The following is a 14,093-nucleotide window of genomic DNA, read 5'->3' on the forward strand; positions in this document are numbered from 1 at the left end:
CATGAGCAAGGGCGGAATTCGCGATTTCCTGAGCGCGCTGTTCAAGAGCGAGGGCGGCGGCGGGACGCAGTACAAGGTCATCAACAAATACGGCTACGTCGGCAAGTACCAGTTCGGCGAATCGGCGCTGAGCGACCTCGGCTATTACGTGTCGGACGGCACCTCGCCGTTGATCAAGCAGCCGGACGGCCACAAGAAATTCCTCTATCAGTGGAAGGGCACCTGGACCGGCAAGGACGGCATCAAGAGCCTCGACGATTTCCGCAATTCGCCCGACGAGCAGGACGTGGCGGCCGTGGCCTGGGTGCGGCTGCTGTGCTCGCGCGCCAAGCACTACGGCGCGAACCAATATGAAGGCAAGGTGATCGGCGGCATCACGATCACGCACTCGGGCATCATCGGCGCGGCCCACCTGAAGGGCTTCGGCACCGAGAAGCACCCGGGCGTCATGCAGTTCCTGAGCTCGAACGGCGCGACCGATCCCGAGGATGCGAACGGCACGTCGGTGTCCGACTACATCGCGAAGTTCAACGACTACGACCTCGGCTGCTGCTCGGGCGGGCTCGGCGTGCAGTTCGTCGACAAGAAGAAGCAGCCGGTGGCCGGCGTGCAGTATCAGGTCAAGGCGGGCGGCAAGGTGGTGCAGGAGGGGCATAGCGACGCGGCGGGCAAGATCGCCGCGCCGGTGAAGAACGTGCCGTTCACGCAGACGCTCGAGGTGTGGGTGAAGGAAGTCGAGGCGAACCTGGCGATGGCCTGGAGCGGCGCGCTGTCGAGTTCGCATTCGACGCTGACGCTGACCAGCCCGCACAGCAAGGTGGCCGCCAGGACCGACACGCACCCGGGCGCACCCGGCGACCACCGCCGCAACAGCAAGCTCGGCACCTATACGGTCAAGCCCGGCGATTCGCTGTGGAAGATCGCGCACCAGCACGGCACCAGCGTGGCCGAGCTGCGGCGCGCGAACCCGGGGCTGGACGGCAATCTGATCGCGCCGGGGCAGCAGATCAAATTGCCGGCCGGCGGCACGGGCAGTGGTTCGACTTCGGCGGCACCGTCGGCAGGGCAGGCCTCGCCCACGGCTGCGCCGGCGGCGTCTTCGCATGCGGCTGTCGGTTCGGCGGCGGCAGCATCGGCGCCCGCGTCTGCCTCGCCGGTTGCCGTGGCGTCTGCACCGGCACCGGCTTCCTCCGCCGGGGCCGTGGCCAGCGCACCGGCTTCGGCTGCGCCATCCGCGCCGGCACCGGCCACGCCCGCCGCCCCGGCTTCCGCGCCCGCCGCCGCCCCGGCTGCCCCGGCCGCGCCCCAGGCCCCGGCGCCCGTCACGATGGCCCGCAACGACAACGGCCACCCGGTCGCCGTGGCGCAGGCCGCCGACGTTGCGCCGCCGTCCGGCGATCCGAAGCAGAAGATGTACGAGATCGCGCGCGCCGACGCGAAGTACGGCAAGAAGCAGGCGAGCTTCAGCGGGCCGGCCGCCGCGCACAAGGCCAAGCTCGGCCAGCCGATCTACAACGTGAGCAAGGCGCCGAACGTCTCGACCGGCGAGTGCTGGAAGTATGTGAAGATTGCGCTGCTGGCCTCGGGCATGGTGGATTCTTACCCCGCCAGCGCCGAAGCCAAGGATGCCGGCAACGATCTGAAAAAGGCAGGATTCCGGAACGTGCTGTCCGATCCCGCCTATCACATCGCCAGCCCCTACGATGCGCCGGAAGGCTCGGTGATCGTCTACGACACGACCGACGGCACCCACCATGGGCACGCCGAGATCGTGCTGCCGGGGCACCAGTTCGCGAGCGACTACATCAGCCCGAACAGCCGCGTGATGCGCAAGAACGAACCGCCCACCCTGATCGGGAAGGGCAGAAAGGTCATAGGAGTGTGGGTCAAATGAAGTCGATGAAACGCGGAGCGGCCGCATTGGCGGTGCTGCTCGCTTGCATGGCGGGTGCCGCGATGGCGGCCCCGGGCGCGCCGGACCCGTTCGGCGCGTTCCAGAGCCGCTTCGGCGGCAACCAGTCGTTCGCCTGCAAGGAACCCGGTGGCAAGACGCTGAACCTCAACGTCGGCATGCCGCAGGCCGACAACGATCAGATGAAGGCCGTGCCGCGCGCGCAGTGGGACCAGGTGCTGTCGATCTATCTGTCGCATGGCACGGGCGGCAAGATCGAGGCGTCGTGGGGTGCGCCGAGCTTCGACGCGTCCGCCACGTTCATGTCGATCCGCCTGCAAAGCGGCAAGACGCTGGTGTTCCAGCGCACCCGCGCGATCCCCGATCCCGATGCCGACGCACGGCATTTCGACCGCAAGCCGTACTTCGACCTGAGCATCGATGGCGGCCCCAAGCTGCCGTGCAGCCAGGTTTTCAACGCATCGTGATCGACCTGATCCGGCTCGGCGACACGCTCGAACACGGCGGCGAGGTGCTCGCCGCCTCGGCCGACATGCGCTACGGCGGCCGGCCGGTGGCGCGCCTGGGCGACGCGGTCAAGTGCCAGCGTCATCCGGACGTTCATCCAAATGAAATTGCCCAGGGCGACGCCGCGATCACCGATCACGGCGTGCCGTGCGCGCGCAACGGCCATCAGGCGAGCTGCGGCTGCCGGCTGATCACCAGCATCGCCTGAATGCGCTCCGACTACCTGCCGAACCGCCGAATCGGGCGTTGACGCCCTTGAGCGAGGCCGCGCCGCGGCCTCTCGTCCCTGCATCAGCCACGCGACGCATCGCGCAACACCGTCTGGAAGCCGATGTCGCGCGACTCGGCATGAAACATCGCGCTCGCATTGATCTCGCGCGTCCTGCCGACGATGGCCGCGAAGGCGTCCAGCAGCGGCCGGCCCTCGCCGCACAGGTAGGCCGTGCGCTCGCGGATCGAGCGCGCGCCCTCGAGCCGCGCCTTCGCGGCCGCCAGATCGACGCCCGCCAGGCTCACCTCCTCCGCCAGCGACGCGGGCCCGGCCGGCGCCGCCGGGGCGGCCGTCGAGCCGGGCGCGTGCCGCTGCACCTGGCGCGCCGTTTCGGCCACGCGCTGGAAGGGCGCCGACGCGTAATACCGGAAGAACTCGTTGGTTTTCGGCGCGTCCGCGATCGGCGTGCCGCCCTGCGCGGCCTGCGCCTTCGCGCCGAGGAAGTCGGCGTAGCGCTGCACCGTGTCGACGATCGTCGAGGCGGTGGCGAAGTAGCCGTTGCGCACGCGCGGATTGGCGTCGAACAGCGCCGCCAGCCCCTCGGGCGTGGCGGCGTCCGGATGGTCGAGCAGCGCGGCGAGCTTCGGATGTTGCAGCATCAGGTAGCTGAGGTCCGAGCCCATGATCTCGCCCTCGAAACCCTGTGCGGAGTCGGTATGGGAGATACCCGGCGTGAACAGGCCGACGTGCGTCGGCACCGTCACCGACAGATTGAGGCCGGCGTTCTGGTTGTTGAGCACGCGCACGTATTGCAGGTGCGTCGACTGGATGCCGAGCCCCGGCGGCTGCCTGAACTTCATCACGATCGAACTGCCCTCGGACGCGTCGAACACGAGCCCCTGCATCTGCCGTGCGATCTCGGCGCTGTCGATCTTCGGCTGGTCGGTGGCGAGCGCCTCGTTGAGCCGGCCCACCGCGGCGCGCACGGCCGCCTGCAACGCAACGCCCGCCAGCGGCTTGCCTGCGTTCGCGGTCAGCGTGATCTGCCAGAACTTGCCGACCCGGCTCGGGTTGATCTGATGGTCGGCGTAGAGGAATTTCGCCTCTGCGCTGAGCGTCAGGCCGCCCGTGTCGCTGGCGATGCCGACCGGCCCGAGCGACTTCTGCCAATGGCCAAGCAGCGCGCCGAGCGCGTTCACTTGCGCGCCGCCCGAGGCGGTGCCGCGCACCAGCACGTCCCAGCGCTGCCACAGCGCCCGCTCCTTGAGCGGCCCATTCTTCTGTACGTCGTGCTTCTTCATCGGCAGGTAGAGGCGGTCGAGCAGCTCGCGCACCTCCGCGTAGCCGCGGTCGGCCTGCTGCGCCGCGTGCGCGTGCTCGGTATCGCCGTGCGAGAGGCGCTCCTTGACGACGCCGAGATGCGTGCCGACCGCGCCAAGCGCGAGACTGACGCTCGCCTGGCTGGCCGCGACGAACTTTTCCGGATCGGCGAGCGCGTCGGCGCGCGAGTAGCCGCCATGCCAGACTTCCGCATTGACCCGCTCGAAGGCCTCGGCGCGCAGCGTGTTCAACTGCTCGCGCGCCGGCTTGGGCAGCGCGCGGTCGCTGCGCGCCAGCAGTGTGGCGGCGTCCTCGATGAAGTTCAGGTACAGGTGCTTGAGGCCATCGGCCTCGGCCGCAACCTGGCCCAACTGCTCGACCGAGGGGCGAGCGATCGCGTTGCGGAACTGCGCCGGGATCGACGCGGCCTCGCCATACAGCGCGGCGACGCCCGCTTCGAGCGGCGGCAGCGGGGCGTCGGCGCCCTGCAGGCGGCTGCGCATCAGGTGGTAGAGGCGCAGGGCGGCCGGCGGCGCATCGGTGTACGAGGCGTCGAGCTGGCGGTGGATCGCCAGTGTCGCCTTCAGATCCTTGTGATGCGCCGGATCGAGGATCTGGTGCGGGGCGTTGGCCGTCTCGGTGAAGAACTGCAGCAGGTCGCCGCGCACGAGCAGGTCGAAGTTGCCGCCGGCGCCAAGGTTCGGGTTGTCGCGGGTGGCGCGACCGAGGCTGGCGTCCACGGCGAGCGTCGCCTCGCTGAACGCCACGCGGCCATCGGCGTAGGCGACGGAGTCGGGCACGTCCCGGCGCGTCGAGGGCGGCAGCGGCTGCCGGGCCGCCAGGCGCTGGCGCAGCACGTCGCCAGCGGCGGGGTAGGCCTGCGAGACGATCGCATCGAATACCGGCCGGCCGCCGTGGGCTTGCTGCGCCTCGTCGAGCATCATCGCCAGCAGCGCGACCTTCACGCCGTTGAAGCCCTTGGCGAGCTTCCGGTCGGTCAGGAAATACGGCCGTTCCGGCGCCGGCGCATAGTTGCGGTTGACGCCCAGCGACACCTTGTCCTTGAGGTGTTCCCAGCCATGGACGAGCTTGCGCGTCTTCGGGCCGGACGCGGTGATCCACGAGCGGTTCGCATCCATGTTGGCGACCAGCTTCACGAGTTCGCGCAGGTCGTCATGCTCGAAGTAGGTGCCGCCCGCGGCGTACGCGGCCTGGCCGTTCAGCTTGGCGGCCCAGTTCGCGAGCGTGGTGCCCGCGCCACCCTGCAGCGCGATGCCGCAGGACGTCCAGAAATCGATGTCGCGATCGTCGTCGGAGAAGAAGGTCCGGCCCGCCGACGCGCTGCCGGCCACGTTGCCGACGCCGACCGAATACTCGAGGCTCGCGCCGGTGCTGGTCGCGACGTTCGGTCCCGACACGCCCTGGCCGATGCCGGGCGCGACGCGTTCGAGCCGGGCAACCTCGCGTTCGGCGTAGTGCGCCATCAGGTCCGGCGCCGCCGCGCTCAGGTGGGTGCGCTTGAGCTCCGTCATCAGGCCAGCGATCAGAAAATACGACGTGGCGCACTCGCGGGCCGTCATCCCGCCCGAGCCGGCGCCGTGGTTGACATGGTCGCGATCGAGGTAGCGCGCCAGCACGCGTGCGGTGCGCGCCGCGCGAGCGAAGCCGTCGCGAACGGCGAGGCCACGCTGGTCCGGCCGGAGATTGATATTGGCCGCCGTCGCGCCGATGCCGGCGAGTTCGTCCGCGAGCCGCGCGCGCAGACGCGTGGCCGAGCCCGTCACGGGAAGCTCGGGCAGCGCCCGGGCCAGCGCGGCGACCGTCTGTTCCAGGTGGCGCAGGTCGAGGGCGCCGGAGTCGATATCGATCACGGGGCCGGCAGGCAAGGTGATGGCGCTCGGCGCTGGCGCCGTGATCGAGCTGGATGGGTCGATCGTCACTCGGGCATCGCCAGCGGCTGCCTCGCCGACGGTATCGGGGCGCTGCACCTGCCGCTTCGCCGCTTCGCGCTGCAACGCGCGCGCGTCGCGCTGCACCTGCGGCGCGGGGCCGGCAAGCCGATGCGCCAGCTCCGCGTCGCTGAGCGCCGCGGCCCTGGCGGTCTGCTTGCGCCCGGTGACCTTATCGAGCATCTCGCGCATCGGGTTCGGCAGGACCGAGGTCCGGGGCGCAGCGGCGGGCGGCGGCGGCGCGGTGGTGCCGGGTACGGTCGCGGCGCTGCGCCGATGCGCGACCTCGCGTTGCAGCGCACGCACACCCCGCCCGTTCAGGTTCGGGTTGCGAGCCGCCAGCAGGAGTTCCTGATCGCTGAGGCTGCTGGCGGCATTCGCCTGCTTGCGCGCGCTCACCTTGTCCGCCAGATTGCGCAGCCGCTCCGGCATGACCGAGCTTTGGCCGGCGCGCCGTTCGAGGGTCTGCAAGGGCGCGGGCGTCGCGGATTCGTCTTGAGGCTCGGCCCGCAAGGGCCCGCGAGCGATGTGATTCGGCTTCATGGCAGACTCCGGCTCGATGTTGATCTTCTTGATTTTCTGCACGTCAATCGCCCGAGCAGGCGGTCGCTCCCACGACTGCGCTTCGGCGTGCCGAGTTCGAGGATGCTATGCAGCCGTTAATGGGCCACCCCGACGACGCGCGAAGCGGCGGACGGGCAGACGAAGTCGCGAAGGGCGCCGGCTGCGGGAAATTCCGGCAGCGTGGATGCGCGGCTTTGCCGAAGACCGGTCGAGTGGGCCGCGCACCGTCGATTTCCCCACGTCTTTTCCCAGCTTTTTTTACCCGATCCACCCCTCGCATCGCCGACATCCCGTATCCTTGTGTCCTTTCGAATTCATTACATTCAAAAGGGGGATGGATGCCGCATGACGTCAGCTTGATCGCACTGCTCGCGGCCGGTTTCGCGCTTGCGATGGTGTTCGGTTATCTCGCCTCGCTGCTGAAGATGCCGCCGCTGGTCGGCTATTTGCTGGCCGGCATCGTGATCGGCCCCGGCACGCCCGGCTTCGTCGGCGATCTGGCGCTCGCGCAGCAACTGGCCGAGATCGGCGTGATGTTGCTGATGTTCGGCGTCGGCCTGCATTTTTCGTTGGGCGACCTGCTCGCGGTGCGCAAGATCGCGCTGCCCGGCGCGATCGTGCAGATCGCGGTGGCCACCGCGCTCGGCGGCGGCCTGGCGCTGGCCTGGGGCTGGAGCATCGGCGCGGCGCTGGTGTTCGGGCTGGCGCTGTCGGTGGCCAGCACGGTGGTGCTGCTGCGCGCGCTCGAAGGGCGCGGCCTGGTCGAGACGGTCAACGGCCGGATCGCGGTGGGCTGGCTGGTGGTCGAGGATCTCGTGATGGTGCTCGTGCTGGTACTGCTGCCGCCGCTGGCGGGGCTGCTTGGCGGCGCGCCCGGCCACGCCGCCGAGGCGGGCGGCAGCCTGTGGAGCACGCTCGCCATCACGTTCCTGAAGGTGGCCGCGTTCATCGCCTTGATGCTGGTGGTCGGCAAGCGCGTGTTCCCGCGCATCCTGTGGCTGGTGGCACGCACCGGCTCGCGCGAGCTGTTCACGCTGTGCATGATCGCGGCCGCCGTGGGCGTGGCGTTCGGCGCGGCCAAGCTGTTCGACGTGTCGTTCGCGCTCGGCGCATTCTTTGCCGGCATGATGATGCGCGAATCGGAATTCGCCCGGCGCGCGGCTGAAGACACCCTGCCGTTGCGCGACGCGTTCTCGGTGCTGTTCTTCATCTCGGTCGGCATGCTGTTCGACCCGACGATCCTGGTCGAGCAGCCGCTGCACGTGATCGAGGTGGCGCTGATCGTGGTGATCGGCAAGACGCTGGCCGCCGTCGCGCTGGTGCTGGCGTTCCGTTATCCGCTCAATACCGCGCTGACGGTCGGCGCGGGCCTGGCGCAGATCGGTGAGTTCTCCTTCATTCTGGCCAGCCTCGGCCGCTCGCTCGGGCTGCTGTCCGCCGAGGGGCAGAGCCTGATCCTGGCGGTCGCGCTGATCTCCATCGCCATGAACACGCTGCTGTTCGCGACGATCGAGCCGGCGCTGGTGTGGATTCGCAAGCATTCGGCGTTCGCGCGCCGCCTCGAATCGCGCGACGATCCGCTGGCCGCGCTGCCGATGTCCACGCCGCAAACGCACTTGACCGGCCAGGTCGTGATCGTGGGCTACGGGCGTGTCGGCGCGCGCATCGCGCAGGCGCTCGGCGAGCGCGGGATTGCCTGCGTGGTGGTCGAACAGAATCGCGAAACGGTCGAGAAGCTGCGCGAGCAGGGCATCGCGGCGGTCAGCGGCGACGCGATCGAGCCGGTGGTGCTGGTGCAGGCGCATATCGCGCGCGCCGGCATGCTGGTCGTCACGCTGCCCGACACGTTCGACGTGCGCCAGATCGTCGAGATTTCGCGCACGCTGAACCCGTCGATCGAGATCGCGCTGTGCACGCACAGCGGTGAAGAGGCGGCGCTGCTGACGAGCGAAGGCGTCGGCACCGTGTTCATCAGCGAGACGGAGCTGGCGCGCGGCATGACCGAGCATGTGCTGACGCGCATGGGCGGCGGGAGCAAGGAAAAGGCGCGCGCGGCGGCGGCGTCGCATTGAAATGCGTCAAGCGCCGCCTGGCGGCGCGCGGCAGCTTGTCTGAGAGGGGTGGGTATTTGGGGCGCCGGCTGGATCGCGGCGCCGTTTTTTTTGCTTCAGATGGGTCGCCGGATCTTCGTTGCATACCCCAAGGGGGCAATTTCCGAGACAGTGTCTCGGAAATCCGGAATCAGCGCCGATCCGGCCTTACTTGTTGGTGGCGAGCGCGCCGGCGCTCTTGGTGCCGCCGAACAGCGCCGTCAGATAGTTCTGTTGACGGTTCATCTGCGACATCACGTTGTTCAGCGCGGTGAATTGCGCGTTGTAACGCGTGCTCAGTGCGGCGGCATAGGTCTGCAACGTGGCTTGCTGCGCCGTCAGGCCCTTGATATCGGTCTGCACGCCGCTGGCGCTGCTGGTCAGGATGCCGTGCGTTGCCGTGTACGACGTGATCGCGTGGTTGATCTGCGCGCCGAGGCCGGCCGTCTTGTCGAACAGTGTGGCGGCCACGGTCGGTTGGTTGGCCAGCGAGCGCGTCAGCGCGGCCTGATCGACGATCAGCGTGCCGGCCGGCTGCGTACTCTTGGTGCCGTCGGCCACCGTGATGCCGAGCTGCTGCAGCGTGGCGCCCACGCCGTTGTGGTTGACGGCGCTGCCCAGGATCGATTGCATCTGAGTCCGAATCGTATTGAGCGTCGAGTCGCCGAACAGCGGGCCGGCCAGCGGCTTGGCCGGCTGCGAGTTATCGAACGCGCCCACCGTGGCGATCGTCTGCGCCAGCGTGTTGTAGCTGTCGACGAACTTCGTGATCGCGGTGGCCTGCTTGCCCGTGTCGGTGGCGATCGCCAGCGTTTGGGTGGTGGCGGGCGAGGTGACGGCCGCCTGCGTGAGGTTCAGCGTGACGCCGGCGATCACGTTGCTCACGGCATTGGTCGCGTTGAGGTTGGTCACGCCGTTGACCGTGACCGAGGCGTCCTGCGCGGCCGACGATTGCGCCCATTTGCCGCCGGCGCCGATCGTCGATTGGCCGCCCGTGGTGCTCGGCGTCGAGGTGACCGCGAGGTCCGACAGGCCGTTGTCGGCGGTGGCGGCCACCTGCACGTCGATCGTGTTGGCCGCGCCGCTGTTGTTGCTGCGCAGGACCAGATGCGCGCCGTCGCTGCCGGTCACGATGCTGGCCGTCACGCCCGGGTTGTCGCGCTGCTTGTTGATCGCGGCGGCGATGCCCGACAGCGTGTTGTTGCCGGCATCGATCGCGATCGTCGATGCGTGGCCGTTGCCGCTCAACGTGATCGAGCCGGTGCCGAGCGCCTTGGCGGCGGCGAACGGCGGCGAGGTCAGCGATTGCGATTGCGCGATCTGGTTGACGCTCACCTGATACGAGCCGGTCACCGCGCCGTTGCCGGCCGTCGCGCTCAAGCCGGTGCCGCCCACCGTGGTGGCGGTGAAGGTCTGCCCGAACGAACCGTCCGACAGCGCGGCCACCGCGCCTTGCAGGTTGGTGAGTGCGGTCTGCAGGCTCGTGTAGGCGGCGGCCCGGTTGTTGTCGCGCGCCATGGCGGTCGACAGGATCGCGTTCTGGCCGGCCGTCTTTGAATTGACCAGCGCCGTGACCAGCGTGTTGACGTCGATCGTGGAATTGCCGGTGGCACCGCTGATGATCGATTGCGCGGCTTTTTGCAGGGCCGAATTGCTGGAGATGGCGTTGTTGGCGGTCGAGGGGATCGACATGCGGAGGCTCCCGGAATTAAAGGTTGATCAGCGTTTGATCGACGGTGCGCTGGGTCTTGATCGTCTGCGCGTTGGCCTGGTAATCGCGTTGCGCGGTGATCAGGTTCACGAGTTCGCCGGTCAGGTCGGTGGTCGATGCCTCCGTCGTGCCGCCCTTGAGCGCGCCGTGACGGGTGGTGCCCGCCACGCCGATCTGCGGCACGCCCGAGGCGGCCGTCTGGATGTATTGGTTGCCGCCGATGCTGGTCAGCCCGCCCGGGTTGTTGAAGTTGACCACCACCACCTGGCCCAGCGTCATGGTCTTGCCGTTCGAATAGATGCCGCTGACCGAGCCGTCCACGCCGACCGAGTACGAAGTCAGCGAGCCGGTGGCATAGCCGTCGGCCACCAGGTTCGACGACGCGCTCTTGCTGGTCGAGAACTGCGTCGAACTGGACAGGTCGAGCGCGATCGCCTGCGGCGTGGCCGCGCCGGTGGTGTTGGTCAGGCTCAACGAGAACTTGCCGATCGAGCCAGTGGCCGCGCCGCCGGCATCGGTCGAGCCGGTCAGCTTGCCCGACGCGTTGAACGTGAGTGTGCCGAGGTTCGCGGGCGGCGTGCCGTCCGCGCCCGCATACACGTTCCAGGTACCGGCCGTCGCCGATTTCACGAAGTACAGGTTGACGTTCTGCTGGTTGCCGAGCGAGTCGTGGGCCTGCACCGGCTGGCGCAACGTATACGTGGTCGAATCGGTGGTGTTGAACGGCGTGTGCGTCTGGGTCTTGTCGGTCTGGCTCAGGTTGAACTGGCCGGTGATGGCGGTGGTGGCCTTCGGCGCGATGTTGCCTTGCGGCGCGGTGAGCGCGCGCAGCGAAGCCGTGTCGATCGAGCCGTCGGCGTTGACGCCGTAGCCCATCAGGTTCGCGCCGGCGCTGTTGACGATGTTGCCGCGCGCGTCTGCGTGGAATTGGCCGTCGCGCGTGTAGGTGGTGGTGCCGTGGTTCGATACCTGGAAGAAGCCGTTGCCCGAGATCGCGATATCGAGCGGGTTCTGCGAACTGGTCAGCGAGCCTTGCCGGAACACCTGCACGACTTCGGCAAGCTGGGTGCCCGCGCCGATGCCGTTCGAGACGGCGGTGGACACCGAATTCGCGTAGACGTCGGAGAACTGCGCGACGGCCGCCTTGAAGCCGACCGTGTTCGCGTTCGCGATGTTGTTGCCGATGACGTTCAGATGGTTCGATGCGCCTTGCAGGCCGCTCAAGCCTTGTTGATAGCCCATGGTGATCCCCGTTGGTGTGTGGCCGGATTGGTTTGGTTTATTCGTTGCTGGCGTGATCAGGAATGCGAACCGTTGCCGCCCGAGGTGCGCGGGAAAATCGCGCCGAGGTGGGCCAGATCGACCGTCGTGCCGTTCGAATCGACGGGCGTCCAGGTGAGCGGGATCGTGCCGGCCTTTTGCGGGCCTTCGTTGAGCGTGTTGACGACCTTGCCGGTGGCGTCCTTCACGGTGATCGTCAGGTTCGAGGCGGCGCTCGTCAGTTGCACGCCGAAGCCCACCGGCGCGCCCTTCGCCACCGGCAGCGTGCTGCCGGGCGCGAGCACGTTGGCGCCCACCAGCGCCGCCGCCTGCGTCGACTGGCCGGCCGCGACCTGCGAGGCCAGCGACGTGAGCGAGGCGTTGAGTTGCGCGATGCCGCTGACCGTGTTGATCTGCGCGAGCTGCGAGGTCATCTGCGCGCTGTCGACCGGGCTGGTCGGGTCCTGGTTCTGCAATTGCGTGACGAGCAGCTTCAGGAACGTCTGCTGCAGGTCGGCCGCCGATTGCTTCGAGGTGCCCTTGCTGCCCATCGTATCGGGCGGCAGCGTGTTGACCGAGGTTCCGTTATTGCCGATCGTCGTGCTGGAGGCGCTCATGAGGCGGGTGTCCTTTCTCGGGCTGGCAGGCGCGCGCCGTCCGGTCGACAGTCCCCGATGGTCGAAGCGCGTTGTGTAATCGATCGCCATCTGTTGTCGATGGCGTGCCGAGAGCGTAGCGCCTGGTCGGTTTTCGGGATGTGTTGTTTTGTCAGTGCCCGTGGCGTCGCGTGGTTAGGTATGCGATGGATAGGGGCGGGCGGTGAGGCCCGGGGTTGACGAGAGGCGATGGACGTGGGAAACGTGTGCGCGGCACGGACGTATTCCCCTCGTATTACGCCATCGTGTCACGCAGTGTGGCGTTTTCTTGTCGCCGTGTTTCGGGCGGGGGCGGGGGCGGTTGGCGTGGCGGGCGACGAAAAGGATCGCATTCCTGACTGACGGAGGCAGGGGCTTCCGGGCTCGTGGCGCGATGGCGGTGTCGCAGGTGGACGCCAGCCTTCGGAATCGAGGAAAATGGCCGGCCAACGTGGGAGACGGCGCCGATTCGCGCGCTCTCGCCACCCGGCGACCCGATAAAAACGAATCCGACAACCAATCCGACCATGGGCCTGCCCGACCGCTTCCGCCAACTGCTTTCGCCTTTGCCGACACCGCCGTCCCAGGCGGACCATGTCGAGCGCTTGATGTCGGCCCTGCGGGCATCGGGCGATATGCGCACCGGGTCGTGCAACGTCACGAGCGGCGACGTCATCCATTTCCCGAACCTGTTTCCCGAGGCCGGGCGTGTCGAGGCCTGGTTCGCGACGCACGGCAAGCCGGCCGACCACCGATGGAAGGCATCGCCGGGAGATGCGCATGCGAGATAAACCTCCGCGTCACCGCACGCGGCGGGTCGGCACGTCGGCGGCGGCCCGCGCGACGACATCGCCGCCGCGTTCCAGCGCGAGGGCTACGACGTCGGGCCGTGGACGGCGGTGCTCAAGCGCGACACGTCGCTGATGGGCAGGATTCCTGATCAACCGGTAGGCGTGGCGATCCTGATCTGGGGCGAGACGGCGATGTTCGTGCTGATCGGGTTGGGGGTGGCGATCAGCCGGCAGGTGCGGATTCGGCGCATCGAACGGCAATCGGCGTGACGCGAACCATGGCAAGCTTCACCGCGTCACCACCGACATCTCGTTCCCGCGCCCCGGGCTGATCGGAATCGGCTGCGATAGATACCCGTTCGCCGGATCGCGCACGTAGTCCAGATACGCATTGCCATGCTCGAATGCATTCTCCGCGAGAATCAGCGCGCCGCTTTTCAGCCTGGGTTCGAGCAGTTTCAACACCGGCAGATACAGGCTGAACGCACCGTCGAGCAGCACCAGGTCGATGTCGTCCGGCAGGTCGGCGAGCGTCTCGCGCGCGTCGCCCACGCGAATCTCGACCCGCTCGGCCAGGCCGGCCGCTTCCAGGTTGGCGCGCGCACGGGCGGCCTTGCTCGGTTCCAGCTCGGTGCCGATCAGGTGGCCGCCGCCCATGTCGTGCAGCGCCGCGGCCAGATAGACGGTGGAGACGCCCATCGACGTGCCGAATTCGACGATCCGCTGCGCCTTGGCGGCGCGCGCGCATTGATACAGGAAGCGCCCGTACTCGGGCGCGACGTTCAGGAAGTTGTCGGCGTAGCCGCGATAGAAGCCGCGCAGGTCGCGGCTTTCCTCGGCGAAATGCTCGGCCACGGCGTCGGCCAGCAACTGCTCGCTGTGGTCCGTGCCGCTGAACTGCGCCATCAGGGCCGCGTCGGCCTGTTCGGCTTCCGCCAGCATCCGCTGCAAGGTCTGGGCGACGCGCCCGCTGCTCAATGAATTCATGATGTGATCCGCGCTGAAAGGGTTCGGGATGGGGAGACGGCAGGTGCGGCCGGGCTGCCGCGCCACGCATCCGTCACCACCCGTAGGCATGCTAAGTAAATGCCGGCTTGGCGGCATCGGGGAATATGGCCAGAATATGTGGAATTCCTGCCAATC

At 68.2% G+C, this 14,093-nt stretch carries 11 protein-coding genes; 6 read left to right on the top strand and 5 right to left on the bottom strand.

The window, feature by feature from the left end; all coding sequences use genetic code 11:
* Nucleotide 1: 1 nt before the first annotated feature.
* The 3 genes from AB4851_RS11125 to AB4851_RS11135 are packed head-to-tail and all read left to right on the top strand — an operon-like array spanning nt 2 to nt 2,627.
* Nucleotides 2-1,894, top strand: a complete 1,893-nt coding sequence (locus AB4851_RS11125) for a LysM peptidoglycan-binding domain-containing protein (protein WP_414447241.1) — start codon at nt 2-4, stop codon at nt 1,892-1,894.
* A complete protein-coding gene (locus AB4851_RS11130; protein WP_414447242.1) occupies nt 1,891-2,379 on the top strand; it encodes a hypothetical protein in 489 nt (162 codons plus the stop codon). Before AB4851_RS11125 ends, AB4851_RS11130 begins: the two co-directional genes overlap by 4 nt.
* Nucleotides 2,376-2,627 carry a PAAR domain-containing protein gene (locus AB4851_RS11135; protein WP_414447243.1) on the top strand — a complete coding sequence of 84 codons (252 nt, stop codon included), beginning with the start codon at nt 2,376-2,378 and terminating at the stop codon, nt 2,625-2,627. Before AB4851_RS11130 ends, AB4851_RS11135 begins: the two co-directional genes overlap by 4 nt.
* A gap of 83 nt (nt 2,628-2,710) precedes the next feature.
* Here the strand turns inward: AB4851_RS11135 and AB4851_RS11140 are convergent, their stop codons facing one another.
* Nucleotides 2,711-6,442 (bottom strand): type III effector protein, encoded by a 3,732-nt coding sequence (locus AB4851_RS11140; RefSeq protein WP_414447244.1) that lies wholly within the window; start codon nt 6,440-6,442, stop codon nt 2,711-2,713.
* Nucleotides 6,443-6,801: 359 nt separating this feature from the next.
* Here AB4851_RS11140 and AB4851_RS11145 point away from each other — a divergent pair, with 359 nt between their 5' ends.
* Nucleotides 6,802-8,535, top strand: a complete 1,734-nt coding sequence (locus AB4851_RS11145) for a cation:proton antiporter (RefSeq protein WP_414447245.1) — start codon at nt 6,802-6,804, stop codon at nt 8,533-8,535.
* Nucleotides 8,536-8,721: 186 nt separating this feature from the next.
* On the opposite strand, the gene fliD is transcribed toward AB4851_RS11145, so the two are convergent.
* From fliD to AB4851_RS11160, 3 genes are read right to left on the bottom strand one after another with little or no spacing between them, the layout of a single operon-like run.
* Entirely contained in the window at nt 8,722-10,245 is a 1,524-nt protein-coding gene (gene fliD, locus AB4851_RS11150; protein ID WP_414447246.1) for a flagellar filament capping protein FliD, read from the bottom strand.
* A 16-nt stretch (nt 10,246-10,261) separates the two neighbouring features.
* Nucleotides 10,262-11,506: a flagellar hook protein FlgE gene (gene flgE / locus AB4851_RS11155; RefSeq protein ID WP_414447247.1), complete on the bottom strand. Its 1,245-nt coding sequence runs from the start codon at nt 11,504-11,506 to the stop codon at nt 10,262-10,264.
* Between the two features lie 56 nt (nt 11,507-11,562).
* Nucleotides 11,563-12,141, bottom strand: a complete 579-nt coding sequence (locus AB4851_RS11160; RefSeq protein ID WP_414447248.1) for a flagellar hook assembly protein FlgD — start codon at nt 12,139-12,141, stop codon at nt 11,563-11,565.
* Nucleotides 12,142-12,686: 545 nt separating this feature from the next.
* Between AB4851_RS11160 and AB4851_RS11165 the strand changes: the two genes are divergently transcribed.
* On the top strand, nt 12,687-12,950 hold the full coding sequence (locus AB4851_RS11165; protein ID WP_414447249.1) for a hypothetical protein: 264 nt from the start codon (nt 12,687-12,689) through the stop codon (nt 12,948-12,950).
* Between the two features lie 108 nt (nt 12,951-13,058).
* The gene (locus AB4851_RS11170) at nt 13,059-13,220 is read left to right on the top strand and encodes a hypothetical protein (RefSeq protein ID WP_414447250.1); all 162 of its coding nucleotides are present in this window, start codon (nt 13,059-13,061) and stop codon (nt 13,218-13,220) included.
* A gap of 18 nt (nt 13,221-13,238) precedes the next feature.
* Here AB4851_RS11170 and AB4851_RS11175 read toward each other — a convergent pair whose 3' ends face one another.
* The gene (locus tag AB4851_RS11175) at nt 13,239-13,937 is read right to left on the bottom strand and encodes an O-methyltransferase (protein ID WP_414447251.1); all 699 of its coding nucleotides are present in this window, start codon (nt 13,935-13,937) and stop codon (nt 13,239-13,241) included.
* Between the last annotated feature and the right edge of the window lie 156 nt (nt 13,938-14,093).

Source organism: Burkholderia sp. 22PA0099, assembly GCF_047497165.1.
GTDB lineage: Bacteria > Pseudomonadota > Gammaproteobacteria > Burkholderiales > Burkholderiaceae > Burkholderia.